Genomic DNA, 25,491 nt, shown 5'->3' on the forward strand with positions numbered 1-25,491 from the left:
CTGACACATGGCAACCCTGAGCACCACTAACCCCACGCTGGCGGATCTCGCCAAGCGCAAGGACCCGGACGGCAAAATCGCCAAGATCATCGAGCTGCTGAACGGCACCAACGAGATTCTGGACGACATGCCCTGGATGGAAGCCAACGACGGCACCGGTCACAAGACCACCATCCGCTCCGGCCTGCCGCAAGGCACCTGGCGCAAGCTGAACTACGGCGTGCAGCCCGAGAAGTCGACCACTGTGCAGGTGCGCGATGGCACCGGCATGCTGGAAAGCTACGCCGAGGTTGACCGCAAGCTGGTCGAGCTGGCCAAGGACAAGTCCGGTTTCATGCTCTCCGAGCACAAGGCCTTCCTCGAAGGCATGAACCAGAACATGGCCACCCAGCTGATCTACGGCGACGCCTCGCTGAACCCGGAGCGCATCACCGGCCTCGCGCCGCGCTTCAACAGCAAGAGCGCCGAGAACGGCCAGAACATCATCGATGCGGGCGGCACTGGCTCCAACAACACCTCGATCTGGCTGTGCTGCTGGGACGAGACCACTATCCACGGCATCTATCCGGAAGGCACCGTTGGCGGGCTGAAGGTTGGCCCGAACAAGGAAGAAACCCTGATCGACGCCGCTGGCGGCCGCTACGAGGGCTTCCGCACTCACTACGAGTGGAACGCCGGCCTCACCCTGCGCGACTGGCGCTACGTGGTGCGCATCGCCAACGTCGATGTCACTGCCCTGACCAAGAACGCATCGGCCGGCGCCGACCTGATCGACCTGATGGTCCAGGCCATCGAACTGCTGCCGAACGCCCGTGTCGGCCGCCCAGTGTTCTACGGCAACCGTACCGTGCGCAGCTTCCTGCGTCGGCAGATCGCCAACAAGTCCAACGTCTGGCTGAACATGGAAGAGGTCGCAGGCCGCAAGGTTATGACCTTCGACGGTGTTCCGTTCAAGCGCGTTGACGCCATCCTCAACACCGAGGCTCGCGTGGTTTAAGCCGCGCAGCCTCTGACATAGGAGAGTTTCACATGGCGATCATCGATCGTTTCCTCCAGGTCTCTGCCGGCCAGGCCGTGACCGATTCCGCTGCGTCCACCGATGTGATTGACGCGGGCGCTACCAAGAACGCCAACATCGGCCGTGACATCGGCGCCGGCACCCCGCTGGTCATGGAGTTCGACGTGCTGACCACGGCCACGGCCGCAGGCGCAGCCACCGTCACCTTCTCGGTGCAGGACTCGGCTGACAACAGCTCCTTCGCTGATGTCGTGGCTACCAAGGCCGTGCCGCTGGCCGAGCTGACCGCTGGCAAGCAGTTCTTCCTGCCGCTGCCTCCGGGCATGCGTCGCTACGTGCGCGCCTACTTCACCGTAGGCACCGGCCCGCTGACCGCTGGTTCGTTCAACGCCCAGATCGTTGACGGTGCCAACTACCAGCGCGCTTACCCGGACCTGCTGTAAGGAGGTAGCCCATGCGCGTTAAAGCCACGGCGCCCGGGTTCTACGGCCGTCTGCGCGATGTCGGCGAGGAGTTCGACATCAGCGGCGAGCAAGACCTGGGCAACTGGATGGCGAAGGTGGGCGACAAGCCAAAGCCAGAAGCCAAGGCAAAGCCCGGCCCCAAGCCGGCCGCCAAGCCTGAAGAAAAGCCGGAAGACAACCTTCCGGACGCGTAACACCAAGGGGCCTTCGGGCCCCTACTCATTTCCGGAGATCGCATGGCCAGTGTCGTCCAAATCTGCAACATGGCGCTCACCCGCATCGGGCAGAACCAGTTCATCGACTCGATCGACGAGCAGAGCAAAGCGGCCGAGCTGTGCGCGCTCCATTACGAGCTGTGCCGGGATGAAGTGCTGCAGGCCTTCCCCTGGCCGTTTGCAGAGGCGCGTGTTGCTCTCGCAGACATCGGCTCGCCTCCGCAGAACTGGACCTATCGGTATCGCTACCCGACCGACTGCCTGCAGATCCGGCGCATCACCGTGCCCGGCATGGTCATGCCGCGGGCAGACGACCGCATTCCGTACCAGGTGATAAACGCCTCTGGCGGTCGCGCCATCGTGACCAATCAGGAGCAGGCGGAAATCGCCTACACCGCGCGAGTCGAGGACACGACCTACTTCTCGCCCATGTTCACCAATGCGCTCGCGTGGCGGCTCGCTGCGGAGCTTGCAATGGGGCTGCAGGCCAAGCCTGAGAACTACCAGGCAGCCATGCAGAACTATCAGATCACCATCAGCCAGGCTCAGGCGCTTGCCTTCGAAGAAGTCGAGGATGGGCCAACCCCTGAATCCGAGTTCATACAGGCGCGCAACTAATGGGCACATCCACCATTCAGCCGTCGTTCGCGGCCGGCGAACTGGCGCCGTCGCTCTATGCGCGCGTCGACCTGGCCCGCTACCAGACCGGTCTGCGCCTGTGCTCGAACTTCTTCGTCATGCCCTATGGCGGCGTTAAGAATCGCCCTGGCACCGTGTTCGTGAACGAGACCAAAGGCAGCGGGGTGGCCCGCCTGATCCCGTTCCAGTTCAACGACGAGCAGACCTACGTCCTCGAGTTCGGCAACCTCTACATGCGCGTCTACAAGGACGGCGGGATCATCGAGTCGAGTCCAGGCGTGCCGTATGAGATCGCGACGCCGTTCACCGCTGCGCAGCTATTTGAGCTGAACTACACGCAGTCGGCGGACATTATGACCATCGTTCACCCAGCGCACGCTCCGCGGCAACTGTCGCGCCTTGGGCATGACAACTGGACGCTGGCCACCATCAGCTTCGTGCCGAGCATTGCCGCGCCGACCGGTCTTTCCGGCTCTGCACGCTCTGGCGGATCTGGAGACACCACGACTTACCGCTACGTTGTCACCGCCGTGGCCGACAGTGAGGTTCCGGAAGAAAGCCTGCCATCTGCATCGGTCACCGTGGATAGCTGGGACAACAAGGCCGGCGCTTCGCTGAGTTGGTCTGCAGTCACTGGTGCCGACTATTACAACGTCTACAAGGATTCGAACAGCTCAGGGATCTACGGCTTCATCGGCAAGGCCGACGGGCTGACCTTCAACGACATCAACATCGCGCCGGTCAAGACCGACACGCCGCCGACGGGAAACAATCCGTTCGTAGGGACCGGGAACTACCCAGGCGCCGTTGGCTACTATCAGCAGCGCCTGTGCTTCGCTGGCAGCGACCTGTCGCCGCAAACCGTGTGGATGAGCAAGACCGGCAACTTCAAGAACTTCGGCTATGCCACGCCGGTGAAGGACGACGATTCGATTACCTTCACTATCGCTTCGCGCCAGGTTCACCGGTTCCGCCACATCCTGCCGTTGCGGCAGCTGCTTGGCCTGACGTCGGGTGGCGAGTGGGTCATTTCTGGCAGCGAGAACGGCATCACGCCGAAGACCGTCAAGGCCGAGATCCAGAGCTACAACGGCGTGTCGAAGATTCCGCCGATCGTCATCAATGACTCGGCCATCTACGTTCAGCAGCGCAACAACGCGGTTTCCTCGCTGGCGTATACCTTCGAGGCTGATGGCTTTGCGGGGGACGACCTGACCAAGTTCTCGCCGCACTTCTTCCGTGGACACGCGCTGACCGACTGGACCTATCAGCAGATCCCGGACCGCCTTGTGTGGGCTGCGCGTGACGATGGAGCCCTGCTGGGCATGACCTTCCTGCCGGAAGAGCAGCTTCTGGCCTGGCATCAGCACCACACGGACGGTTTCGTTGAGTCGGTCTGCAGCATTGCCGAGGGCCAGATGGACGCGCTGTATCTGCTCGTCCGTCGCACCATCAACGGCGTCACGAAGCGCTACGTCGAGCGGATGGCAGCGCGTGACATCGAAGACGCTGAGGATGCGTTTTTTGTGGACTGCGGCCTGACCTATGACGGCCGGAACAAGAACGCAGCGGCAACCTTGGCGCTTAGTGGCGGTACCGACTGGAAGTATCCGCAGACGGTGACTGTCACTGCAGCAGGTCACGCACCGTTCAGCGCTGGCAGCGTGGGGCGCACCTATCGCCTGCGCGCCGGCACAGAGATGGTGCGCGTCGAGGTCACGGCCTACACCTCGTCGACCGTGGTTACCGCCAAGCTGCTTGAGATCTGCCCGGAAAGCCTGCGCGGTGTTGCTGTGAGTGACTGGGCGCTGATGGCTGAGACAATCTCGGGCCTTGACCACCTCGAAGGGAAAACGGTTTCCGTTCTCACTGATGGCGACGTTCATCCGCAGCGCGTCGTATCGAGTGGTTCCATCAACCTGCAGCACGCGTCGGCCGTAGTGCATGCCGGGCTGCCGTATGTGGCTGAGATGGAAACGCTTGAAATCGATTGGGCAGACAAGTCGTCGGCCACTCAGCTCGACAAGCGCAAGGTCATCACGAGCGTGACGGCGTTCCTTGAGGCATCCCGTAACTTTTGGGCTGGGCCGAAGCGCGGCGCAAAGCTCTACGAGACCAAGCCCGAGTACCGGGAAACCTACGACTCGCCGGTTGCGGCAACGACCGGCATCACCGAGCTGAAGATCCAATCGGTGTGGCAGGAGTCTGGCCGCGTGTACATCCAGCAGCCTGACCCGCTTCCGCTCACCATCCTTGCGCTTATCCCGGAGATCACCATCAGTGGCAAAGGCTGAAGTCCTACCGTTAACCGAAGCGGATATCCCGGGCATCTTGCCGATCATCCGCCAGGCTGACCGGGACGAGATCGAGGGTGCGCTGCAGATCGACCTATCCACGGCCATTGCCGATGGCCTGAGCGACTGCTGCAAGGCCTCGAAGATCGTCGTGGACGGCCATGTCGTGGCGATCTTCGGCGATACCGCGCACGACGGGCGGACGGGCATTCCCTGGCTGATCAGCACCGTCCACGTCGAGCGCTACCCGCGGGCCTTCCTGCAGGTGTGCAAGCCGGAAGTCGAGGAGATGCTGACGCGGCACGAGTCGCTGCTGAACTTCGTGGACGTGCGCAACACCGTTGCCATTCGCTGGCTGGAATGGCTCGGCTTCACTTTTGGCGAACCAGTGGGCTACGGCCCGCTGGGGATGCCCTTCAAACCCTTTTGCATGACTCGGAGCGCCTGATATGTGCTGGATGGCAGCTATTCCAATCGCAATGTCGCTCGCCGGCGGCATGATGGGCGCACAGAACGCCAGGCAGCAGGGCGCATTTCAGGAGGCGATGGCCGAGCAGAACGCAGCCTACAAGGAAGCAGCGGCGCGGGATGCCGAGAAGCGTGGCGCGGTCGATGCTGACCGCTACCGGCGCCAGGTCGGGCAGCTGATCGGGTCGCAACGCACGGGCTTTGCCGCGAACGGCATCGACGTGAATAGCGGTACCGCTGCTGAGATTCAGGACGACACGGCCGCCTTCGGCGAGTTCGACGCCCTGACCATCGCCAACAATGCTGCACGCGAGGCGTGGGGCTACCGCGTCGGCGCACAGAACGACCTGATGAATGGGCGCATGGCTCAAAGCAACGCTCGCAGCGCCGCGACGGGCTCAATCCTTGGCGGCGTAGGCAGCGCATTCGGCTCATTTGCCGGGGGTAGGTAATGGCTCGAATCCCAACTCTTGATGGCCCGCAGGTACAGCAGCGCGGCCTCGGTGCGCCAACAGTCGGCGGGCAGGGGCCGGATAACTCCGGGCTGCAGCGCGGGCTGGCTCAGATCGGCCAGGCGGCACAGCAGTTCGCTATGCGCGAGCAGGAGAAGGCCGATACCGCGGCACTGATGGCGGCGGACCAACAGCTCGACCAGTGGCAGCAGCAGACCTTCTTCGATCCGCAGAACGGCGTGTACGCCAAGAAAGGCGCTGCAGCACTCGACATCACAAACCAGACCATCGGCCAGTTCGAGAAGCAGCAGGAGCAGGTCGCCAAGACGCTGAAGAACGAGCGTCAGCGCGCCCGGTACGCCGAGATTGTCATGCGGCGCCGGCAGTCGCTGAACAATGACCTGAACCGCTACGAGTATCGCGAGCGAGAGCAGTACTACGACGACGTTGACCGCGGCCAGATCGAAACGTCCATGCAGGGCGCTGCGCTCAACTACAACGACCCGGAGAAGATCGCCCACTACCAGAACAAGATGGCGGCGGTGTTGAAGGCCCAGGCAGAGCGCAAGGGGCTGCCAGCCGAGATGCAGCAGGCCAATCTGCTCAAGGCCAACAGCGGCATGGCCTCGGCCGTGATCTCGCGCATGGTCAACGATGATCCGTACAAGGCCAAAAGCTACTTCCAGTCCGCCCAGGACCAGATGACCGCCGAGGATCAGGTGCAGATCAGCCGCCTTATCGACCGCGAGATCAAGGCGCGCGAGATCGAAGCCAGACAGATGCAGGCGATCGCCCGGGCTGAACTGTCGAGTCGCGTGTCTGACGCGCAGTCGGCCTATCTGTCGGGGTATGACTTCGACAACCCGCCCACCGCCTCCGATTTCGTGGCCTCCTACGGCGCGAAGGAGGGGGCAGAGCGCTATGCGCAGTTCGTCAAGACGCAGGACATCGGAACGGCTATCCGCCAGGTTGCCATGGCCTCGCCGGACGAGCGCGCCAAACTGATCGACCAATTCATGCCAGCGCGCGATGGCGTGGCAACCGAAGGTTTCGCAGTCGATGCAAAGCTGTTTGGCCAGCTGGTCAACACGGCCTCTCGCCTGGGCGATGAGCTGCAGCGCGACCCGGCGACCTACGTTGCCAGTCGCAGTCCTCTATTGCGCAAAGCGGCAGAGGACGCTGCAAGCGGAGACCCTGCTGCCGTCGAGGCCTATGCCACGGCCATGCTCGCTGAGCAGCAGCGCCTCGGGGCGCCTGAGCCGCGGCTGTTGAGCGAGAAGCAGGCGGCCGGTATCGCGGCAGCGTTCGAGAACACAGCGGACGGCGGCAACAACTCCGCGCAGATCATCGAAGAGCTGCAGCAGCAGTGGGGCAAGCACTGGCCCACTGTCTACAAGCAGCTGCAGGACAAGCTGCCAGGCGCAGCGCTGGTGATCGGCACGGGCGTCGACCCGCAGACATCGGCGATGCTCGCGCGAATCGCTCCGCTGAAAACGTCCGAACTGAAGGCTGGGCTCGACAGTATCGAGGCTAGTGACGCGAAGAAGGTGCTGGCCGAGGAGATGACCGACTTCCGCATGACTTTGGCCGGCCAGGTTGGCGGCGAGCGCACATTCTCGACGCTGTATAGCGAAGCCGAGCGCCTTGCTTATGCCTACATGAGCCAGGGCAAGAGCGCGAAGGACGCGGTCAGCCTGGTGAAGAAATCGCTGATCGATGACAAGTACACCCTGGCCGGTACCTATCGCGTTCCGAAGTCCTTTGATGCCGATATGGTCGAGGCCGGCACCGAGCGCGCCATCGAAAGTCTGGATCCGTCGACGCTTCGATTCGCGGTACCGAAAGGCGTGGATGAGACCTTCGCCCGCGACCGTGTGAAAGCCGCGATCAGCAAAGACGGCTACTGGGTCACCCTGCCGGATGAAAGCGGCCTTGCGCTGTACTACAGCGGCGAGGCGGTGCTGACGAAGGAAGGCGAGCCGGTAACACGCAGTTTCGACGATCTCACGACAGAGGCTGTGGCGCGTCGGGTTGTTCCGGTGAGCGATCCAGTTATGCCTGAAGGCAGGATGCTTGATTACAGCAAAACGAGGTCTGCGCGATGACATTGTTTACCGAAGGCCTGGTTGTTCGGCGCGATCGAAACCTGCTTGATGACGTTGTCACCGGCCAGTTTGATGCGGCCGAGGCGGCCTTCGATCAGGCAATGTTCGAGAACCCCACCAATGCGGCCAGGCGCATCAACGAACTCACGGAGGCCGAGCAGGGCGCCGTGATTCGCCCGGCCATGACCGCGCGGGGGTATACCTCGCCCGCTGTCCGCGCCGAGCCGGAAACCCCGCTGCTGACCGCCGAACAGGCTCGCGCCCGCATCAAGGAAGAAGGCCTCGACCTGACCGTCGATGACGCCGGTATTCGTGCCGGAGCGCTGGACATCCTGATCGAACGCAAGCGGGAGGAGACCAAGCGCAAGTTCATCCTGGACAACGCGCCGGCCTCTACTGTGCCGGTTCAGTTGTTGGCTGGGTTCGCTGCATCTGTACTCGATCCGATCAACGTTGCGTCGGCGTTCGTCCCAATCGTCGGCGAGGCGCGGTATGCGTCGATGCTGGCCCGCGCCGGGCAGTCCGTGGCTGCTCGCGCAGCGGTACGGGCGCAGGTCGGTGCGATTGAGGGTGCGGTCGGTGCCGCGATGGTAGAGCCGCTGATCCTCTACGCGTCGGCTCGCGACCAGGCTGATTACGACCTGACCAATAGCCTGCTCAACGTTGCCTTCGGGTCTGCCCTGGGTGGCGGCCTGCACAGCGCTGGCGGGCTGCTCGGCGACCTTCGTCGCGGCAACCTGTTGGACTCGGTGAAAGTCGAGGCGCCAGAAGTCGCGCCAAGTGTCACGGCTACGCCACGGGCGGCAGCGCAGGAGTTTGCGCTGCGCGTGGACGAGAACCCCATGCTCGCGCTGCGTGATTCGCTCGAGCGTGGCATTGCGGCTGACCGTGTCAGGCTGGCAGAGGATGCAGGCCGGCAAGCGCGTGAGGCGCTGATCCCTGAGATCCGGGCCGAACTGTCGGAGGTTGCTGCCGGCCGTCTGCCAAACGTGCGTGACATTCGGACAGAGCAGGCAGCAGTCCAGCGCACGCTCGACACGCTGGACGACACGTTCAAAGCGCGCGCCAAGGAATTCCAGGGCCAGCGGATGAGTCGCAAGCAGGCCGAGCGCGCTGCGCGCGATGCGATTGCCGAAGAACGTCAGCGACTGAATGAGCGCAAAGCTGAGCTTGAGTCTGCCACTGATGTGAATCGGCAGGCTGAAATTGCCCGCGGAGAGCTAAACGCCCTTCAGCGCGGCGAGATCCCGCAGCGCTACCAAGAGCGAATCGACGCTGAGGCCAATCGCATCGCAAGCGGTTTCGACCTGCGCCAGACGGCCAGATCGAAAGCCGAGGCTGCTCCGTGGCAAGTCCGCGAGACAGCATTGCGCACCGCGGTGGCGCAGTCCGTCACCGGCCGACCCGTCAATGTCGAAGCCATCTTCGACCTGGCCGACCCCGCAAAGCGCGCTGCCGCACTCCAGCGGGTCAAGGAGCCAGTCGAGACTGTTGCCGACCCGGAAGGCGAAATTGCCGGATATGCCGCAGACGAAACTGCCAAAATGCTGGACGGAACCGATCTTCCCGGCGCACAGAAGATGCTGGAAGACGAGCTGGCACTAACCGAAGAGATCGCCGCACAGGCTGGTCTCGACGTCGCCCCTTATCTGCGCGATGCAAATGTGCTGGCCGCAGACGCTGAAACCTACGCCGCCGCCTACCGGGCCGCAGCACTCTGTCAGTTGAGGACGTAATGGCTGCTCAAGACTGCATCGATACCATCCAGGCTGCCGCTAAAGCTGCGGGGCGCGAGCTCGATCTCGAAGAGCTGACAGAGCTCGTTGGCGACCTGCAGGCACGCATCAAGCAGCTGCAGGCGACTGATGGCATGCTGGGGCTTGAGGAGGCGGCCATGCGTGCCGCCGACGAGATGGGGAACCAAGTCAAGCTGGCCGCCGTGATCGAGAAGCGCAATGCCCTGCTCAATGCCCGCCGTCGCGCTGAACTGGTCGGCTACATTCGCAGCACCTGGTCAGATCGGCCGGACCTCGGCCTTGAGTCCTTCCTTGTCGGCACCAACGTTGCCCGGGCTGGCGCGCGCCGGTCGGTCGCGGCCGAGCAAAAACAGCTCAGCCAGGCATATATCGCCGGTTTCCTCAACGACATCGAAAAGGAGGGGCTGCTGCCTTTCCTGACTCGCGGCGACTTGGATCAGGACATAGCCGACTCGCTCTGGCGTATCGGCATGGACAAGCCTCTGGATGGACTGAGCAAAGAGGCGGTCTCAATCGCCAAGATCATGCAGAAGTACCAGGAGGCGGCGCGCATCGACGCCAACCGTGCAGGCGCCTTCATCCGCAAGCTGCCTGGCTACGTGGTGCGCCAGTCGCATGACCCGTACAAGCTGCAGCGTGCCGGCTTCAAGCAGTGGCGCGACGAGATCCTTCCGCTGCTGGACGAGCGAACCTTTGAGGCTGGTTCAGATGTCGACGGCTTCCTGCTGGCCACCTATAACAATCTGGTTTCCGGTGTGCACCTGAAGGTTTCGACGCCGGAGCCGACAGGCTTCAAAGGCCCGCGCAACCTGGCCAAGAAGGTCAGCGCCGAGCGCGTCCTGCACTTCAAGGACGGCGTTGCCTGGGATCAGTACAACAAGGTCTACGGCACGGGCTCGCTGCGCGAGGCATTCCTCGGCGGCCTGGACCGCTCTGGACAAAGCACCGGACTCATGCGCCGGCTTGGCACCAATCCTGAAGGCAACTTCGAGGCTGCGCTTGACGAGCTGCAGCTGGCCTTCAAGGAAGATCCGGAGGCCATGCGGCGCTTCCAGGATGATCGCCGCGGAATGCTCAAGACTCGCTTTGCCGAGATCGATGGCAGCGCTAGCATCGCGGTGAATCACACCGGCGCCCGCGTCGCTGCGAACCTGCGCGCCTGGCAGTCCATGGCCAAGCTGGGCGGTGCGGTGATCTCTGCCGTTACAGACCTTCCGGTGGCTGCCAGTGAAATGCGCTATCAGGGCAAGGGCATGCTGGGCTCGATGGGCACGCTGATCGGCGGCATGTTGTCCGGCAAGAAGCCGGCCGAGCAGCGCGAGATCCTGTCCTCGATGGGCGTGTTCTTCGATAGCGTGCGCGGGGAAGTGGTAAGCAAGTTCAGTGCCGACGATTCGCTTGGCGGCAAGATGAGCCGCGCCCAGCAGCTGTTCTTCAAGCTCAACGGCCTGACCTGGTGGACTGACACCATGCGCAGCACCGCGGCGCTGATGATGAGCCATCACCTGGCCTACAACCGCGCGCTGAACTGGGAGCAGATGAACCCTGACCTGCGGCGCACGCTTGAGCTGTTCGACTTCGATGCCGGCAAGTGGGACCTGGTGCGCAACACTGGCGCCAAGCTGGCCGACGGCCGCGAGTACATGACCACTCAGGGCATCGACGATATCGCGGATGCGGATCTCGCCGGCTACCTCACCAGTAAGGGTCGCACGGCCAATGCTGCTGCCATCGGTGAGCTGCGCGAGGAACTGCGCGGCAGCTTGCGCAGCTACATCACCGATCGGGCCAGCTATGCGGTTATCGAGCCAGATGCGCGCACACGCGCCATGATGCGCCGCGGTACCCAGCCAGGCACTGTGGCCGGCGAGCTGCTGCGGTTCGTGGGTCAGTTCAAGGCCTTTCCGGTGGCCATCCTGCAGAAGTCGTTCGGTCGTGAACTCTACGGCCGCGGCTACCAGCCGGGTGCCTACGGCGCCAACCCTGGCCGCGAGCTGATCCAGGCCATGCGCAGTGGCAACGGCGAAAAGCTCGGTATTGCTCAACTGATGCTGTGGACCACGCTGTTCGGCTATGGCGCCATGGCCACGAAGGATCTGCTGAAAGGGCGCGAGCCACGGCCGGCGGACGACCCGAAGACTTGGGTGGCTGCGATGCTGCAGGGCGGTGCGCTCGGCCTGTATGGCGACTTCCTGTTCGGTGAGGCCAACCGCTTCGGTGGCGGGCTTACGCAGTCGCTGTCTGGCCCAACGCTGGGCCTGATCGACGGCGGGTATGACCTGTTCGCTAGGATGCGTGACGGTGACGATGCGGCGGCTGCCAGCTTCCGCTTCGCCATCCAGAACACGCCCTTCGCGAATTTGTTTTACACTCGCACAGCCATGGACTATCTGTTTCTGCATAGTGTGCAAGAGGCCCTGAATCCGGGGGCTTTGCGCCGCATGGAACGCCGGATAGAAAAGGAAAACGCCCAGCAGTTCCTGCTGAGGCCGTCACAGACCTACCTGGACCCGCTAGGGATTGCGAGGTAATGCATGCTGGTCTCCGGCTCGATAATCTTTTTTGCACCGCTACTGGCTGCCTTAGCTGTCGGCCTCGTATTGCCTGATCAAGTCAGGCTGTACGGTGTCATTGCTGCATACTTGCTCGCATCTGTGGTTGCCGTTTCGGTAGCCGCTGAGCAGTACCACGGTCGCATTCGGTCGGCCGGCGACATGCTTGTCGCTGTGCGCAGCGGCACTCAAGGCGCGCTGTGGATCGGGCTGGCTGTAGGTGGCGTGATCACCTTGGCTTGGCTCGCCGCGCGAATGACGTAGCACCAACGAAACACCAAAGACCCGCTTCGGCGGGTTTTTTATTGCCCAAATTCCAGGCCCCGCCAATGAGCGGGGCTTTTTATTGCCCGCACGAAAGGATCGGCCATGACCGTTCAGACCAACACAAATATCGCCAGCTTCAACGGTAACGGAGTGACGCAGATTTTCCCAATCGCGTTCAAATTCAACAACGATACAGACCTGGTTGTGCTGCTTGTTGATGACGCGACTGGCGCTGTCTCTCAGCTCACGCTGAATTCGGACTACACGGTCAGCGGCGAAGGTGATGAAGAGGGAGGCCTGATCAATGTTGTCGTGGCGCCGGCGTCAGGTCAGCGGCTAAAGGTGACGCGTGTTGTCGACATTCTTCAGCTGACGGACCTTCGCAACCAGGGCAAGTTCTTCGCAGAAGTCCACGAAGACGCCTTCGACCTGCTGACGATGATTGCCCAGCAGCACGAGTCAGGCATCAAGTCGGCCTTGCGTGTGGCAGAGTCAGATCCTGAGCCAGCGCGAATTCCATCCGCTGCTCAGCGCGCCGGAAAAATCCTGTCTTTCGACACTGAGGGCAACCCGCAAGTTGTGGCGCCGGTAACGGATAGCTCGACAGAGCTGCGAATCGAGCTGGCCAACGACACACCTTACCTTGTCGACGGCGAGGTGGTTGGCGGTGTGATTTTGCCAATCAAAAGCATTGCGGCGCTTCGCGCACGAGCGGGCCGGTATGACGGCGACGTTGCTTACCTTCGAGGCCGCACTGAGTCGAGCACGCTTGGCGCGGGTCAATTCAAGTGGGATGCGGCAAGCACTCTTGCCGACGATGACGGTGTCGTAATCGGATCTGCGGCAACCGGTCGCTGGATCCGCATCGGGACAAACTTCGAGTGCCATGGCGAGTGGTTCGGCGTCGGCAACGATGGCGGCGACTACACGGCTGAGTTGCAAAACGCCATCAACTACGCGGCGACAGCAGTCGGTGGCGCTCAAGGTATGCGCGTTCAACTTCTGCGCGGCAAAGTTGGCCTGTCCAACAAAATCACTCTGCCGAATCGCGTCGCGCTGCACGGTGCCAACGGGCGCGGAACAGTAATCGAGGCGCTGGATACGTTTGAGCCGACCGCTACAGAGATGTTCCATGCCCACAATGGCACGTCGAGCATGTTCGGTAGCCGCTTGGTGGACCTGTTCATTGATATGCGTGGCAAGGGTGACGTGAACGGCCGATGCATTTACTCGCAGGCATGGCAGGAAACCTGCGGCATGGAGCGGGTGTGTCTCATCGGGTTTCCGAAGTATGGGCTTGAATACAGCGATGGATACGGCGGCGCGGCATACCTTCCGCTGAAAGACATTGAGATTTTTGGCGGTGCTTCCGGCACAACCCCGACCGCTGGTATCAAGATCAACCAAGTCAGCACGGTTGGCGGTTTTGTGCTTTCTATCGACGGAGCCACAATCACCGGGGCGACATCTGCGCAGTGCCCTGTCGGTATCAGTATGACCAACGATACGCTGGTGGCCCGTGGCCTGCATTTTGAGTATGTGGATAATGGTGTCACCGGCGCAGGCATCGGCGGCATCAGTATCGACACCATTACTGGCAGCTCCAACAACGTGGGTACGTTGGTAACACTTGGTTCAGCGTGGACAGGTCAACTCAACATCCGAGATAGCATTACGAACGGCGCGACCAACCACGTTAAGAACAACGCCAACGGCGCGGTCATCCCCTCTGGTGCCGGCATGCAGCCTGAGATTACATACCCCGACAAAGCACAATCTGCGGCTTTGGGTTATGTGGTCTTCGATGCTAGCGCCACAGCTGTTGATGAGCAGTGTACAATTGTGTCCAAGTCCGCAAATATCAAAGGCGTTCTGAAAACTGCCGTAGGTAAATTTACTGTGCAGTGGTTGTATACCATGCCCAACAAGCAACGTAGTGTTGGCGGCGGTATCACTAACTTGAACAATACTGATCCTATCAAAGTAACTCACACCGGTAGCACGGGGTCTTCGGAAGTTGTGCAAGTCCGGCGCAAGACCGATGACACAACTTGGAACGACTACGACCCGCAGCGTCTCAGCTTACAGTTCTTCGGAGATCGCCTGTAAGAATCTGCAGTTTGATTGCTCTCCTTTCTGGTCGGAGCATGGACAAAACGGCGAACAGGAAAAATGCAACAGGGAAGTAGTCTAGAAGTCTGTTCGACAAGAAGCTGACCGCAAACAACAGTAAGGCGACTGCAACGAACCTGTTCAGTTCGCCTTTTCCTTTGAAGGCACTAGCCATTCCGATAGAGACTGCAATAAAGAAAAAGGCTGAAATTAGCAGCCCGAAACTGCTGATGTACGTTAATACTTGGCTATCGATCCCGATATAGTGGTCAAACCCATAGAACAATGCCTGAAACGGTTCTTCACTGAACCGGTTTGCATATTCGGCGTGTATGTCGAGCCGGCCTGACACTGATATGGAGCGGCTTTCCATCTCGTCGGATGGAGCTATGGAGGCAAGCTTGTAGGCCACGTGATCAGTAATTGCCGATGGCGCAGCTACCGCCGCGATGATGGGCAGGAATAACAAGGCTATAAGCTTCTTAACCGTCAGGCGGATTAGAAGGGCGCCGAGAAGAACAGCGGCGAGCATGACCGCTGAAAGCATGGAGCTACTCATTACTGATCCGTAAGCAAGCACCGGAACGAGAAAGACGAATCTCCCTTTCCTGTAAAGGACGACGTAGGCGATCAGCAAGTTACATAGAAAACCAAAACTCGAGGGGTTGCCAACGCCGCCTACGAATGCCCCGTTATCCCACAGTGAATTCCCGCTATAGCTGATCCAGGAATCAATAGCGACCTGCGCTGCCAGTACGATGGCGCAGCTGCTCAAGAATTGAGTTATTGCACCTTGCTTCGGCCTCATCAAAAGAAATGGAATGGCACAGAGCACGGTGTTGATGAAATAGAACTCAGAGAATCCGTTGAATATGCCTTTGAAAATAAACGCTACTACGGCCCATGCAAAGAACGAAGCCAGAAGCAGCTTTGCATAACTTGCCTTTCTGTCAATTGACATCGGGAAAATAGCGATCACGCACACTACTAGCGCAATGAACTTGATAACGGTCACCGCTATCGGCGAGTCAGCATTGCCCTGGTCGAACGATGTGAAATAAAAAAAGTAGTATGGCGATAACAAGAGCACAGCAGCCAAAAATGGCAGCGCTCGGCTAAATACGTTCATAGCATGTTCCGTTTGCGTAGTCGTCAATGGTATGTGAGCGGTCGTATCAAAACAATCCAAGCCCCGCCAGCCGGGGCTTTTTATTGCCCGAGGATTACCGATGACCCTCTCTGAGATACGGGAGCGAGCCATAGCGCCCGCTCTCGCGCTGCTGCCTGCGCGGATGTCGAGCCGAGAGGCCGAGATCATGCTGCTGGCTATCGGGCTGCAGGAAAGTCGCTTCGTCCACCGCCGCCAGATGGGCAACGGCCCGGCCCGGTCATTCTGGCAGGGTGAGCTCGGCGGCGGGATGGTGGCTGGCGTTCGCACGCATGAGGCCACCAAAGCCCATGCCGCTGCGCTGTACCGTGCGCGTGGCGTTGCTCCTGACAACCGATCTATCTGGACTGCCATCGAGCATGACGACGTGCTCGCCGCCGGCCTGGCTCGCCTGCTGCTATGGAGCGATCCGGGCCACCTGCCGGGCGAGGATGACGTGGAAGGCGCCTGGCGGTTGTACCTGAAGACGTGGCGCCCGGGCGCATACGACAGAGGCGCTGCTGAGCAACGCGCAGAGCTCCGCGCCAAGTGGGGGCGTAACTTCGCCGCTGCCGTGCGTGAGGTGATGCGATGATCGCCCTGCTCAAGCAGTACAAGCTGATCGCCTTGGCTGCCGCTGTGCTTGCGCTGATGGCGCTTTCTGCTACCGGGGCGTGGCAGTGGCAGGGTAATGCTTACGGCAAGCGCCTGGCAGATCAGGCGCAGGCTCACGAGACATTCCTGCGCCAGGTAGCCGAGGCTAATGCCGCGGTGATCCTCAAGCAGCAGGCCGAACGGCTGGATCTGGAAAGCCGGCTGGCGGCAAGCGACCAACAACGATACGGAGAGCTGCGCCATGCACAGCAAGAAATTGATCGGCTGTCTGCTGCTGTGGCTGATGGCTCTCGCCGGCTGTCAGTCCGCGCCAGTTGCCCAGCCGCAGCGGGTGGTGTGCCCGAAGCCGCCGGCGCCAGCCGCCTGGATGATGGAAGCCAGCGAGCCAACATTCACGAAGAGGATGCTCGACGTATTGTCGCCATCACCGGAGACGCCGACGCCTGCGCCGTGAAACTGACCGCGCTGCAGGAGTGGGCGAGGGAAGTAACTAGGGGGAATTGAGATTGCCCGGACGGGCTGAGATAGGGGAAATTCCTTCCCCAAAACGCAAACGTAAGTGTTTGATTCTATTGGCGCGGTAGATTGCGCAAAAGATCGGATTTTTGAGCGCAAAAACTGGCCGAAAGCCGCGCGGCACTAGGCGTTGAGCCTGATCCGTGCGGCGTCCCAGGCTTTGATTCCGTATAGGCGCAACCGCTGATCAGCTTCGGACATAGGGCAACTCTCCAAGACTCCTGCAAAACTGGACGGCGGATTATGCCACGCCTCGTCTGCCGATGGAGGCGGAGCGTGGCGTTGTTGCCCGCATCGTCCTCGGGGCGGCGCCTGAGTGTTCGTAGCTCAGTCTCGTCCCGTTGCGCCCAGGGCATGCTGGATCGCCTGCACATCCTGAGGCCGCACCACGCGCCCCAGCTCCTGGCCTCTGTCCAGCAGAATCAGCGTAGGCCACAACTTGACCCGGAATGAGCGTCCGAGCGGCCGGCCCGGGCCGTCTTCTATCTTCAGATGGCGGATGCCCGAGCGGTCGGTCAGCGCCTTGCCAATCAGCGGCTGGGCGGCGCGGCAGTGGCCACACCAGGCGGTGCCGAACTCCAGCAGCACGGGGCCTTCCAGCGCGTCCACCTCGGCGCGGCTCGGTTCAATATTCGCGTAGTGTTCGGTCATTTCCACGTGGGCAGCCCTCCGGATTGCGCGTAAAGGTTCGAGCCTGCCGCAGCAGCGTCGTTCAGCCGGCGCTCTCGACCTTTTACGCGAGTGCTGTTGTCCATTGATGACAATCGCAACGGTGAGGTGACAAATAATGGCACGCAAGCATTTCGAGAAGTTCGAGGCGATTTCTTCGGCCGTGCCTGCCGAGGATGCATTCGAGGCAGTGATCGCCATCAAACGGCGCGACAGCGATGAAGACGTGCATGTGTTCAAGGTCGCCGATGGCCGTCGCTACGACCTGGCATCGGAAGCGGACGCCATCGCCGAGGCCGCATTGACTAAGGTTATAGAGGTCAGCGACGAGGGTCAGCTGATCTGGGAAGAGCACGCAATCTGAACAGGAGGCGTTGTATGAATGATCACGACGAGCGTACCGAGCATGCGCGCGAGCCAGCGGACTCTGACCGGCATGAGGAGCATCCGAAGGCGGATATTCCCGAGCACATGAAGCCGGAAAATCTGGAAAAACTGCGCGACTATGGCAAGGATATGATCCCGCCTGGCGTGGCTTGAACATCGCGAAGCCGGGCGGCCGGACCGCCCGGTGCGCTGTCAGAGCGTTTCGATGTAGTGGCGGATGCGCTGGGCGGCCTCGATGCATTCGGCAAGTGGTGCCACCAGCGCCATGCGCACCCGGTTCGCGCCCGGGGAGGCGCCGTTCACTTCACGGGACAGGTAGGAGCCGGGCACCACGGTGACGTGCTCACGTGCGAACAGTTCGCGAGTGAACTGTTGATCGTCGATCGGTGTGCGCGGCCAGAGGTAGAAGCCGCCATCCGGACGTTGCACGTCCATCACAGGCGCGAGGATGTCCAGCACGGCGTCGAACTTGGCCCGATACAGCTCGCGATTGGCGCGCACATGTATCTCGTCGTTCCAGGCGGCGATGCTTGCGAGCTGGGTCTGCACCGGCATGGCGCAGCCGTGATAGGTGCGGTAGAGCAGGAACGCCTTGAGAATCTCGGCATCACCGGCGACGAAGCCCGAGCGCAGTCCGGGCAGATTCGAGCGCTTGGACAGGCTGTGGAAGACCACGCAGCGCTTGTAGTCGTTGCGGCCCAGCGCGGCGCATGCGCTGAGCAGGCCGGCCGGCGGGTTGGCTTCGTCGAAGTACAGCTCGCTGTAGCACTCGTCGGCGGCAATGACGAAGTCATGCTCGTCGGCCAGGGCGATGAGCTTCTTCAGGGTTTCCAGCGGCACCAGCGCACCGGTCGGATTGCCCGGCGAGCAGAGAAAGAGGATCTGGCAGCGCTGCCAGATTTCTGCCGGCACGGCATCGAAATCGGGGTTGAAGCCGTTCTGCTCTAGGCACGGCAGGTAGTGCGGCGTCGCCCCGGCCAGCAGCGCCGCGCCTTCGTAGATCTGGTAGAACGGGTTGGGGCTGACCACCAGTCCATCGGCATCGCGATCGACCACCGCCTGGGTGAAGGCGAACAGTGCTTCGCGCGTCCCGTTCACCGGCAGCACATGGCGCGCCGGGTCCAGCGCTTCGGCAGCCAGGCCGAAACGCCCCTCGCACCAGCGCGCGATGGCTTCGCGCAGCGCAGGGATGCCGAGGGTGGTCGGATAGACCGCCAGCTGATCGAGGTTGTCCGCCAATGTCTGGGCTACGAAATCCGGTGAACGGTGCTTGGGCTCGCCGATTGACAGCGCGATGGCACGTTTGCCCGCAGGCGGCTGGACGCCAGCAAGCAGGGCACGCAGTTTCTCGAAGGGGTAGGGGTGCAGCAGATTCAGGGCGTTGTTCATGAGTGCTGTTCTTTCAGGATGAGCGCGGCGAACGCCCCGCATTCGTGATTTCAGTCGTCGCGACCGCCGCCGTAATAGGCGCAGCCGCGCAGGGTCTGGCCGTCCAGGCGAAGCTCGGCGCTGAGGTGGCTGACGGCTCCGCTGGCGCTATCGATACAGCGCTGCGGCGCAACCCAGAGATCCAGCCGTTGCGCGTTGGCTTCGCTGGTGAGGCTGAGTTGGCCGCCGGGCAGTTGCTCTTCCAGATAAGGCAGAGCAATCGGTGGCTGTCCGGGACGGGTGAGCAGCATGCCACGAGCGGTCACGCTGACGGTCCAGTCCGGCTCGTGGCCACTGGCGCGCAGGATCAGATGCTCGAAGTTTTCCTCACCGCAGCCGTGGCCTTCGCGCTGCAGGCGGTAGACGCGGGTCAGCGCAAACTGCCCGACTTCGTCTGGCCTGGCCTGGTGGAGTGTGCCGCGCAGGTCGGCGAACAGGTGGCCCGGCTGCCCGGCCATCAGCGCCTGGGCATCTTCCGCCAGTCCGCTGTTCTGCTCCAGCAGCGTGAGTGTCCGCTGTCCCTGGCAGGTCTGGAACTGCAGCTGGCCGTCTACCAGTCGTACCTCGCCCTGCAGGCGCTCGGTGGCCACTCGCGAAGGGGCCCGGTCAGCAAAGAAGGTTTGGCAGCCAGCCAGCGACAGCAGCAGCGCGATCAGCAGGGAACGTGAAAGGGCCATCGGTGAACTCGCAGCTAGGGGAGGTGCGGCGGCATCAATGGCCGCCGCGATGGATCAGTTGCCTTTGACGGTCTTGCCGCCAACGCTGCCCTCTTCGAGCATGATCTGGTATTCCTTGCCGTCCTTCTCTACCTGATGCAGGCGGACCAGCAGGTAGTCCCAGTCCTTGGCGAACCAGAGGATGGTTTCGCGCTTACTCTGGGTCGGGTCACGCACGCGCTCGACCTTGATCGCATCGACCTGGCCGGCCTTGGTGCTGACCTTTTCCTCGCCGAGTACACGGAAGTCGTAGGTTTCGATCTCGTCGCCGTCGACTACCTGGTAGCTCATGCTCTGCTTGCCGGCGGCCACTTCATGTTGCAATGCCAGCTGGTAGGTAGACTTGTCTAGCAGGCCGCGATGCAGCGGCAATTTCACCGGGTCACCGCGGTCACTGCCCTCGACCTGCTTGTTGGCCCAGTCGAAGCGGTGTTCCACGCGCTTGCCCTTGCCCAGCCCGCTGCGCTTGAGTCGATAGCTCTGCGGCAGAAACGTATCGCCCTCGGTGCGAAAGGTGCTGCGCTCGTTGAAGCTGGCGACCAGCATCGAGGCCTCGAAATCCAGGCGCCAGCTGCCGTCGTCAAGTTGCTCCAGATTGCGCTGGGCGGTGCCGCTCATCGGCACTTGTTTCCAGTCGGCGGTATAGCTGGCGGAGAAGGGCTTGAGCTCCAGGGCCTGGACCGGAAGGGCCAGTACGGCAAGAGCGAGCAGCAAGGCGCGACGCATGGTGTCTCCTAGATTCTGATCTGATAGCCGGAAGCCGGCAGGATGGCGCCGTCCAGCATCGCGCCTTGTTCGGCGAGGCGCAAGCGTCCCTCGGCGAACCAGCGCACGGCCAGCGGGTAGATCTGGTGCTCGGCGACATGCACCCGTTGGGTCAGCCCGTCGATGCTCTCGCCCGGCTGAACAGGCAGGCTCGCCTGGATCGCCACCGGCCCACCGTCTAGCTCCTCGGTAACGAAGTGGACGCTGCAGCCGTGCTCCGCGTCTCCCGCGTCGAGGGCGCGTCGATGGGTATCGAGCCCCTTGTACTTCGGCAGCAGGGAAGGATGGATGTTCAGCAGCCGGCCCTGGTAGTGACGCACGAAAGCGGGCGTCAGGATACGCATGAAGCCAGCCAGTACTACCAGATCGGGCATATAGGCATCGATGGCCTGCATCAGCGCGGCATCGAAGGCCTCGCGGCCGTCGAACGCCTTGTGATCCAGTGCGGTGGTGGGGATGCCCGCGCCCTGGGCGCGGATCAGGCCGAAGGCGTCGGCGCGGTTGGCGATCACCGCGCAAATGCGTGCCGGATTCCCCTCAGCCTGGCTATCGATCAGCGCCTGCAGGTTGCTGCCGGAGCCGGAGATCAGCACCACCACATTGCAGGTTGCAGCCATCAGTGCTGTTTCAGGTTGTTCAGCACGACGCGCTCCGCACCTTGCGCTGCAGCGTCGATCCGGCCGATGACCCAGGGCGCTTCACCGGATGCTCGCAGGTTGGCCAGGGCGGATTCGACCTGATCCTGGGCGACGCAGATGACCATGCCGACGCCGCAGTTGAGCACGCGGTGCATCTCGTGTTCGTCGACGTTGCCTTTCTCCTGCAGCCAGTCGAACACCGCAGGGCGGGACCAGCTGGCAACGTCGATCACCGCCTGGGCGCCTTCGGGCAGCACACGTGGGATGTTGTCGAGCAGGCCGCCACCGGTGATGTGGGCCATGGCCTTGACCGCGCCGGTGTCCTTGATCAGCTTGAGCAGCGGTTTGACATAGATGCGGGTCGGCGCCATTAGCAGCTCAGTGAGCGGCCTGCCGTCGAGCTGGATGTTCTCGATGTCGGCACCGGCCACCTCGATGATCTTGCGGATCAGCGAGTAGCCGTTGGAGTGCGGGCCGGAAGAGGGCAGGGCAATCAGTGCATCGCCGGTCTGCACCTTGGTACCGTCGATGATCTCGCTCTTTTCCACCACGCCGACGCAGAAGCCGGCCAGATCGTAGTCTTCGCCTTCGTACATGCCCGGCATCTCGGCGGTTTCGCCACCTACCAGGGAGCAGCCGGCCAGTTCGCAACCGGCGCCGATGCCGGTGACCACGGTGGCGGCCACGTCGACGTTGAGCTTGCCGGTGGCGTAGTAGTCGAGGAAGAACAGCGGCTCGGCGCCACAGACGACCAGATCATTGACGCACATGGCGACCAGATCCTGGCCGATGCTGTCGTGCTTGTTCAGGTTCAGCGCCAGACGCAGCTTGGTGCCGACGCCGTCGGTGCCGGATACCAGCACCGGCTGCTTGTAGCCCGCCGGGATTTCGCACAGGGCGCCGAAGCCGCCCAGGCCACCCATCACCTCAGGTCGTGCGGTGCGTTTGGCCACGCCCTTGATGCGTTCGACCAGCGCTTCGCCTGCATCGATATCGACGCCTGCGTCCTTGTAGCTGAGGGAGGGTTGCTTGCTCATAGAATCCGGGCCTGTGGAAGGAGTGCGGGTGGCGATCGGTCAGTCGCTGCGTTCGGCCTCAGCAATACGCTTGCCCTGTTCGGCGCCGCGTTTGCCTGGTGTCCGATTGCAGGGCTCGAACAAGCGTCGGACCGGTCTGCGGAAAGCGCGCGATTTTATCAGGCTTGCTGCTTAGCGGCCATCCCGCCGGCGGTCGCCGGTGCTGGCGTCGTGATTCCTGCATGCCAACTGTGAGGCAGGCGGTTGCCGCCTCGGGGCGGGCTGTTTAAGGTGTAGCGCTCCATATCCCCTTCACGCCGCCAGCCACTGGTGGTCTGCGAGAACGACCATGCGCCTCATCTTCCGCTTACTTGCCCTGTGCATCGCGTTCGGGGCGGCTCTGCCTGGCCATGCCGAGCCGCTTCGAAACCTATATGAAGTGCGCGAACCCGTTTCCGGTCAACAGACCGAGGAGCGCGCCGCGGCGCTGCAGCGGGCTTTCGATACGCTGGTGCTGCGCCTGACCGGCGATGCCGAGGTGGTCAAGCGCGAGGCGGTTGCCGCGCTGCGTGCCGACCCCCAGCAGCTGATCAGCAAGTATGGCTACGAAGGCGATCACATCGTCGTCGATTTCGATCCGGCTACCACCGAACGCAGCCTGCGGCGTGCCGGTGTCGCCCTGTGGGGAGTGAATCGCCCGACGGTGCTGGCATGGTGGCTGAATGACAGCGTGGACGGCACGCAGCTGGTCGGAGACGGCCAGGACAGTGCCGATATCCTTCGCCGCGCCGCGCAGCACCGAGGCCTGCCGCTGCGTCTGCCGTTGGCTGATCTGTCGGAACAATTGCTGGCGACTCCTGAGAGTCTGGCCGAGGCGCGTCCCGAGCTGCTTGGCGAGCCGTCCGAGCGCTACGACGCCGATGTGGTGCTCGCCGTGCATGCGAGTGGGGACAGTGCCCAGTGGAACGTATGGGTCGATGACCAGCAGCGCGCCGGCAAGGCCGAGGGCGAAAATCCGGCAATGCTTGCCGATGCGGTGATGCTGGCGGTCAGTCAGTATCTCGCGCCCCGCTATGTAGTCGAGCCCGGTGCCGCATCGGAGATTACGTTGGAGATCATGGGCGCCGACGTGGCGCGTTTTGCCGAACTCGAGCGCCTGCTCGAGCCGTTCGCCGGCACGCTTCTGCGAGTCGAGAGTGATCGCCTGGTCTACCGCGTCAAGGCCAGTCCGGAACAATTACGTGCGCAGTTGTCGCTGGCGCGCTTGCAGGAGGTCAGTGGGGATCAGTCGCCGCTGGATGCGCAGCAGCCGATGAATCAAGAGCAGGTTGACACCAGCGAGCCGGTCGGTGCGCCGACCATGCCGACCGACAGTGGCCCGGTGCTGCGTTTCCGCTGGTGATGCCGCCGTGTCCGGCGCGCTAAGTATGTGCAAGGAAGGCAGAGAGCATGTCCGTAAATGATTCGAACCGCTGGCTCTGGCTGGCGGCACTGTTGCTGTGTGCTTGGCTGGTGTACCTGCTGACGCCTATCCTCACGCCGTTTCTGATCGGCATCCTGCTGGCCTATCTGGGTGATCCGCTGGTCGATCGACTGGAGCGCTGGGGGCTGTCGCGGACCTGGGGGGTGATCGCGGTGTTCACCCTCTTCAGCCTGTTGATGCTGTTGATGTTGCTGGTGCTGGTGCCGATGCTGGGTAAGCAGCTGATGCGGTTGTACCAGCTGGCTCCGCTGGCGCTCGACTGGCTGCAGCACCAGGCGCTGCCTTGGGCGCAGGCGCAGTTCGGGCTGGAAGAGAACTTCTGGCGCCTGGATCAGCTCAAGGCCGCATTCAGCGCTCATCTGGGCAGCACCACCGATGTGCTCGGTGTGATCCTGAGCCAGGCCACCGCTTCAAGTCTGGCGCTGCTGGCATGGCTGGGCAATCTGCTGCTCATCCCGGTGGTCAGCTTCTACCTGCTGCGTGACTGGGATCTGATCATGCGCAAGTTGCGCAGTTTGCTGCCGCGCCGGCGTGAAGGGATGATCGTTGGCCTGATGAGCGAATGCCATGAAGTCATCGGTGCTTTCCTGCGTGGCCAGCTGCTGGTGATGTTGGCGTTGGCGGTCATCTATGCTTCCGGCCTGATGCTGGTGGGGCTGGAGCTGGGGCTGCTCATCGGCGTGTTGGCCGGGCTCGCCAGCATCGTTCCCTACATGGGATTCGTTGTCGGCATTGGTGCGGCCGTGGTGGCCGTGCTGTTCCAGTTCGGCCTGGCGCCCTATCCGCTGCTGGGAGTGGCCGCCGTGTTCACGGTCGGGCAGATGCTCGAAGGCATGCTGCTGACGCCGCTGCTGGTAGGCGATCGCATCGGGCTGCATCCGGTCGCGGTGATCTTCGCCGTGCTCGCTGGCGGCCAGCTGTTCGGGTTCACCGGCGTGTTGCTGGCATTGCCGGTGGCTGCGGTGATCATGGTTCTGCTGCGCCACGTCCATGATCTCTATAAACTCTCGGACCTTTACGCCGAGCCCGCCGGTGCACCGGCCGAACCACCCAGCCAGCCATGAAACCCATCCAGCTTCCTCTCGGCGTTCGTCTGCGCGACGACGCCACCTTCGCCAACTTCTATCCGGGCGCCAACGCGGCTGCCCTAGGCTATGTCGAACGGTTGTGCTCGCCTGCCGCAGGGTGGTCCGATGAACTGATCTACCTCTGGGGGCAAACCGGCGTCGGTCGTAGCCATCTGCTGCAGGCGGCCTGTTTGAGGGTCGAGGAGCGCGGCGAATTGGCGGTCTATCTACCGCTGGCCGATGTCGCTGAGTACGGGCCGGCCCTGCTGGACAATCTCGAGCAGAGCGAACTGGTGTGCCTGGATGATCTCGATGCCGTGGCGGGTGACGCGATCTGGGAAGAGGCCTTGTTTCATCTGTTCAACCGCCTGCGCGATGCCGGGCGGCGGCTGCTGCTGGCAGCGGATGCATCGCCACGCGAACTGGCGGTCGAGCTGCCTGACCTCAAGTCGCGCCTGAGCCTGGCGCTGGTGTTCCAGCTGCAGCAGCTGACCGACGAGGACAAGCTGCGTGCGCTGCAGCTGCGTGCTTCGCGCCGCGGGCTCAACCTGCCGGATGATGTCGGTCGTTTCATCCTGACCCGTGGTTCGCGCAGCATGAGCGCGCTTTTCGAGTTGCTCGACGAGCTGGACCAAGCCTCGCTGCAGGCGCAGCGCAAGCTGACCATTCCCTTCCTCAAGGAAACGCTTGGCTGGTAGTGC

Annotated in this window: 26 protein-coding genes; 19 read left to right on the forward strand and 7 right to left on the reverse strand. The window is 62.3% G+C overall.

What is annotated here, in order from left to right; genetic code table 11:
- Positions 1-7 precede the first annotated feature (7 nt).
- From ACX1DW_RS01640 to ACX1DW_RS01695, 12 genes are all read left to right on the forward strand, one after another.
- A complete protein-coding gene (locus ACX1DW_RS01640) occupies positions 8-997 on the forward strand; it encodes a major capsid protein (protein ID WP_458992633.1) in 990 nt (329 codons plus the stop codon).
- 32 nt (positions 998-1,029) lie between these two features.
- The gene (locus tag ACX1DW_RS01645; protein WP_458992634.1) at positions 1,030-1,461 is read left to right on the forward strand and encodes a Bbp16 family capsid cement protein; all 432 of its coding nucleotides are present in this window, start codon (positions 1,030-1,032) and stop codon (positions 1,459-1,461) included.
- 11 nt (positions 1,462-1,472) lie between these two features.
- Positions 1,473-1,676 (forward strand): hypothetical protein, encoded by a 204-nt coding sequence (locus tag ACX1DW_RS01650; protein ID WP_458992635.1) that lies wholly within the window; start codon positions 1,473-1,475, stop codon positions 1,674-1,676.
- A 69-nt stretch (positions 1,677-1,745) separates the two neighbouring features.
- Entirely contained in the window at positions 1,746-2,315 is a 570-nt protein-coding gene (locus ACX1DW_RS01655; RefSeq protein ID WP_458992636.1) for a hypothetical protein, read from the forward strand.
- Positions 2,315-4,630: a phage nozzle protein gene (locus ACX1DW_RS01660; RefSeq protein ID WP_458992637.1), complete on the forward strand. Its 2,316-nt coding sequence runs from the start codon at positions 2,315-2,317 to the stop codon at positions 4,628-4,630. The genes ACX1DW_RS01655 and ACX1DW_RS01660 overlap by 1 nt, the downstream gene beginning before the upstream one ends.
- Positions 4,617-5,078 (forward strand): hypothetical protein, encoded by a 462-nt coding sequence (locus ACX1DW_RS01665; protein WP_458992638.1) that lies wholly within the window; start codon positions 4,617-4,619, stop codon positions 5,076-5,078. The genes ACX1DW_RS01660 and ACX1DW_RS01665 overlap by 14 nt, the downstream gene beginning before the upstream one ends.
- A 1-nt stretch (position 5,079) precedes the next feature.
- On the forward strand, positions 5,080-5,550 hold the full coding sequence (locus tag ACX1DW_RS01670) for a virion core protein, T7 gp14 family (protein WP_458992639.1): 471 nt from the start codon (positions 5,080-5,082) through the stop codon (positions 5,548-5,550).
- Positions 5,550-7,655, forward strand: coding sequence for a hypothetical protein (locus ACX1DW_RS01675; RefSeq protein WP_458992640.1), 2,106 nt, complete (start codon positions 5,550-5,552; stop codon positions 7,653-7,655). Before ACX1DW_RS01670 ends, ACX1DW_RS01675 begins: the two co-directional genes overlap by 1 nt.
- Positions 7,652-9,391, forward strand: coding sequence for a hypothetical protein (locus tag ACX1DW_RS01680; protein WP_458992641.1), 1,740 nt, complete (start codon positions 7,652-7,654; stop codon positions 9,389-9,391). Before ACX1DW_RS01675 ends, ACX1DW_RS01680 begins: the two co-directional genes overlap by 4 nt.
- Entirely contained in the window at positions 9,391-11,943 is a 2,553-nt protein-coding gene (locus ACX1DW_RS01685; RefSeq protein WP_458992642.1) for a hypothetical protein, read from the forward strand. The genes ACX1DW_RS01680 and ACX1DW_RS01685 overlap by 1 nt, the downstream gene beginning before the upstream one ends.
- A 3-nt stretch (positions 11,944-11,946) precedes the next feature.
- The gene (locus tag ACX1DW_RS01690) at positions 11,947-12,228 is read left to right on the forward strand and encodes a hypothetical protein (RefSeq protein ID WP_458992643.1); all 282 of its coding nucleotides are present in this window, start codon (positions 11,947-11,949) and stop codon (positions 12,226-12,228) included.
- A gap of 105 nt (positions 12,229-12,333) precedes the next feature.
- Complete coding sequence (locus tag ACX1DW_RS01695; protein ID WP_458992644.1) at positions 12,334-14,340, forward strand: hypothetical protein; 2,007 nt, start codon at positions 12,334-12,336, stop codon at positions 14,338-14,340.
- Here ACX1DW_RS01695 and ACX1DW_RS01700 read toward each other — a convergent pair.
- On the reverse strand, positions 14,309-15,472 hold the full coding sequence (locus ACX1DW_RS01700) for a hypothetical protein (RefSeq protein WP_458992645.1): 1,164 nt from the start codon (positions 15,470-15,472) through the stop codon (positions 14,309-14,311). The genes ACX1DW_RS01695 and ACX1DW_RS01700 overlap by 32 nt on opposite strands.
- A 100-nt stretch (positions 15,473-15,572) precedes the next feature.
- Here ACX1DW_RS01700 and ACX1DW_RS01705 point away from each other — a divergent pair, with 100 nt between their 5' ends.
- Positions 15,573-16,085 (forward strand): hypothetical protein, encoded by a 513-nt coding sequence (locus ACX1DW_RS01705; protein ID WP_458992646.1) that lies wholly within the window; start codon positions 15,573-15,575, stop codon positions 16,083-16,085.
- Complete coding sequence (locus ACX1DW_RS01710; RefSeq protein ID WP_458992647.1) at positions 16,082-16,609, forward strand: lysis system i-spanin subunit Rz; 528 nt, start codon at positions 16,082-16,084, stop codon at positions 16,607-16,609. Before ACX1DW_RS01705 ends, ACX1DW_RS01710 begins: the two co-directional genes overlap by 4 nt.
- 339 nt (positions 16,610-16,948) lie before the next feature.
- Here ACX1DW_RS01710 and ACX1DW_RS01715 read toward each other — a convergent pair whose 3' ends face one another.
- Positions 16,949-17,278 (reverse strand): thioredoxin family protein, encoded by a 330-nt coding sequence (locus tag ACX1DW_RS01715; RefSeq protein ID WP_026006464.1) that lies wholly within the window; start codon positions 17,276-17,278, stop codon positions 16,949-16,951.
- A 130-nt stretch (positions 17,279-17,408) separates the two neighbouring features.
- Here ACX1DW_RS01715 and ACX1DW_RS01720 point away from each other — a divergent pair, with 130 nt between their 5' ends.
- Positions 17,409-17,654, forward strand: coding sequence for a hypothetical protein (locus ACX1DW_RS01720; RefSeq protein ID WP_003299068.1), 246 nt, complete (start codon positions 17,409-17,411; stop codon positions 17,652-17,654).
- Positions 17,655-17,668: 14 nt separating this feature from the next.
- Positions 17,669-17,830, forward strand: a complete 162-nt coding sequence (locus ACX1DW_RS01725) for a hypothetical protein (RefSeq protein WP_166082530.1) — start codon at positions 17,669-17,671, stop codon at positions 17,828-17,830.
- 39 nt (positions 17,831-17,869) lie between these two features.
- Here the strand turns inward: ACX1DW_RS01725 and dapC are convergent, their stop codons facing one another.
- From dapC to purM, 5 genes are read right to left on the reverse strand one after another with little or no spacing between them, the layout of a single operon-like run.
- Positions 17,870-19,066, reverse strand: coding sequence for a succinyldiaminopimelate transaminase (dapC, locus tag ACX1DW_RS01730; RefSeq protein ID WP_458992648.1), 1,197 nt, complete (start codon positions 19,064-19,066; stop codon positions 17,870-17,872).
- Between the two features lie 50 nt (positions 19,067-19,116).
- Positions 19,117-19,782 carry a COG3650 family protein gene (locus tag ACX1DW_RS01735; protein ID WP_458992649.1) on the reverse strand — a complete coding sequence of 222 codons (666 nt, stop codon included), beginning with the start codon at positions 19,780-19,782 and terminating at the stop codon, positions 19,117-19,119.
- Between the two features lie 54 nt (positions 19,783-19,836).
- Positions 19,837-20,547, reverse strand: a complete 711-nt coding sequence (locus tag ACX1DW_RS01740) for a DUF3108 domain-containing protein (protein ID WP_063539742.1) — start codon at positions 20,545-20,547, stop codon at positions 19,837-19,839.
- Positions 20,548-20,555: 8 nt separating this feature from the next.
- The gene (purN, locus tag ACX1DW_RS01745; RefSeq protein WP_458992650.1) at positions 20,556-21,203 is read right to left on the reverse strand and encodes a phosphoribosylglycinamide formyltransferase; all 648 of its coding nucleotides are present in this window, start codon (positions 21,201-21,203) and stop codon (positions 20,556-20,558) included.
- The gene (purM, locus tag ACX1DW_RS01750; protein ID WP_102840040.1) at positions 21,203-22,261 is read right to left on the reverse strand and encodes a phosphoribosylformylglycinamidine cyclo-ligase; all 1,059 of its coding nucleotides are present in this window, start codon (positions 22,259-22,261) and stop codon (positions 21,203-21,205) included. Before purM ends, purN begins: the two co-directional genes overlap by 1 nt.
- A 328-nt stretch (positions 22,262-22,589) precedes the next feature.
- Here purM and ACX1DW_RS01755 point away from each other — a divergent pair, with 328 nt between their 5' ends.
- Genes ACX1DW_RS01755 through hda form a run of 3 tightly spaced genes read left to right on the forward strand, consistent with a single transcriptional unit; the run spans position 22,590 to position 25,488 of the window.
- Positions 22,590-23,642 (forward strand): DUF2066 domain-containing protein, encoded by a 1,053-nt coding sequence (locus ACX1DW_RS01755; protein WP_197860869.1) that lies wholly within the window; start codon positions 22,590-22,592, stop codon positions 23,640-23,642.
- Positions 23,643-23,689: 47 nt separating this feature from the next.
- On the forward strand, positions 23,690-24,787 hold the full coding sequence (locus ACX1DW_RS01760) for an AI-2E family transporter (protein ID WP_133456556.1): 1,098 nt from the start codon (positions 23,690-23,692) through the stop codon (positions 24,785-24,787).
- Positions 24,784-25,488 (forward strand): DnaA regulatory inactivator Hda, encoded by a 705-nt coding sequence (hda, locus tag ACX1DW_RS01765; RefSeq protein WP_063539746.1) that lies wholly within the window; start codon positions 24,784-24,786, stop codon positions 25,486-25,488. Before ACX1DW_RS01760 ends, hda begins: the two co-directional genes overlap by 4 nt.
- The last annotated feature ends 3 nt before the right edge of the window (positions 25,489-25,491 follow it).

The sequence above is a fragment of the Stutzerimonas sp. KH-1 genome, from assembly GCF_054483855.1.

Excerpts from the sequence above, each read along its gene's own strand:
- ACX1DW_RS01705 (WP_458992646.1), top strand. The coding sequence starts at position 15,573 with ATGACCCTCTCTGAGATACGGGAGCGAGCCATAGCGCCCGCTCTCGCG.
- purM (WP_102840040.1), bottom strand. The coding sequence starts at position 22,261 with ATGAGCAAGCAACCCTCCCTCAGCTACAAGGACGCAGGCGTCGATATC.
- ACX1DW_RS01735 (WP_458992649.1), bottom strand. The coding sequence starts at position 19,782 with ATGGCCCTTTCACGTTCCCTGCTGATCGCGCTGCTGCTGTCGCTGGCT.
- ACX1DW_RS01670 (WP_458992639.1), top strand. The coding sequence starts at position 5,080 with ATGTGCTGGATGGCAGCTATTCCAATCGCAATGTCGCTCGCCGGCGGC.
- hda (WP_063539746.1), top strand. The coding sequence starts at position 24,784 with ATGAAACCCATCCAGCTTCCTCTCGGCGTTCGTCTGCGCGACGACGCC.
- ACX1DW_RS01685 (WP_458992642.1), top strand. The coding sequence starts at position 9,391 with ATGGCTGCTCAAGACTGCATCGATACCATCCAGGCTGCCGCTAAAGCT.
- ACX1DW_RS01710 (WP_458992647.1), top strand. The coding sequence starts at position 16,082 with ATGATCGCCCTGCTCAAGCAGTACAAGCTGATCGCCTTGGCTGCCGCT.
- ACX1DW_RS01675 (WP_458992640.1), top strand. The coding sequence starts at position 5,550 with ATGGCTCGAATCCCAACTCTTGATGGCCCGCAGGTACAGCAGCGCGGC.
- ACX1DW_RS01645 (WP_458992634.1), top strand. The coding sequence starts at position 1,030 with ATGGCGATCATCGATCGTTTCCTCCAGGTCTCTGCCGGCCAGGCCGTG.
- ACX1DW_RS01725 (WP_166082530.1), top strand. The coding sequence starts at position 17,669 with ATGAATGATCACGACGAGCGTACCGAGCATGCGCGCGAGCCAGCGGAC.
- ACX1DW_RS01700 (WP_458992645.1), bottom strand. The coding sequence starts at position 15,472 with ATGAACGTATTTAGCCGAGCGCTGCCATTTTTGGCTGCTGTGCTCTTG.
- ACX1DW_RS01720 (WP_003299068.1), top strand. The coding sequence starts at position 17,409 with ATGGCACGCAAGCATTTCGAGAAGTTCGAGGCGATTTCTTCGGCCGTG.
- ACX1DW_RS01660 (WP_458992637.1), top strand. The coding sequence starts at position 2,315 with ATGGGCACATCCACCATTCAGCCGTCGTTCGCGGCCGGCGAACTGGCG.
- ACX1DW_RS01650 (WP_458992635.1), top strand. The coding sequence starts at position 1,473 with ATGCGCGTTAAAGCCACGGCGCCCGGGTTCTACGGCCGTCTGCGCGAT.
- ACX1DW_RS01695 (WP_458992644.1), top strand. The coding sequence starts at position 12,334 with ATGACCGTTCAGACCAACACAAATATCGCCAGCTTCAACGGTAACGGA.
- ACX1DW_RS01680 (WP_458992641.1), top strand. The coding sequence starts at position 7,652 with ATGACATTGTTTACCGAAGGCCTGGTTGTTCGGCGCGATCGAAACCTG.
- purN (WP_458992650.1), bottom strand. The coding sequence starts at position 21,203 with ATGGCTGCAACCTGCAATGTGGTGGTGCTGATCTCCGGCTCCGGCAGC.
- ACX1DW_RS01740 (WP_063539742.1), bottom strand. The coding sequence starts at position 20,547 with ATGCGTCGCGCCTTGCTGCTCGCTCTTGCCGTACTGGCCCTTCCGGTC.
- ACX1DW_RS01640 (WP_458992633.1), top strand. The coding sequence starts at position 8 with ATGGCAACCCTGAGCACCACTAACCCCACGCTGGCGGATCTCGCCAAG.
- ACX1DW_RS01690 (WP_458992643.1), top strand. The coding sequence starts at position 11,947 with ATGCTGGTCTCCGGCTCGATAATCTTTTTTGCACCGCTACTGGCTGCC.
- ACX1DW_RS01755 (WP_197860869.1), top strand. The coding sequence starts at position 22,590 with ATGCGCCTCATCTTCCGCTTACTTGCCCTGTGCATCGCGTTCGGGGCG.
- ACX1DW_RS01655 (WP_458992636.1), top strand. The coding sequence starts at position 1,746 with ATGGCGCTCACCCGCATCGGGCAGAACCAGTTCATCGACTCGATCGAC.
- ACX1DW_RS01760 (WP_133456556.1), top strand. The coding sequence starts at position 23,690 with ATGTCCGTAAATGATTCGAACCGCTGGCTCTGGCTGGCGGCACTGTTG.
- dapC (WP_458992648.1), bottom strand. The coding sequence starts at position 19,066 with ATGAACAACGCCCTGAATCTGCTGCACCCCTACCCCTTCGAGAAACTG.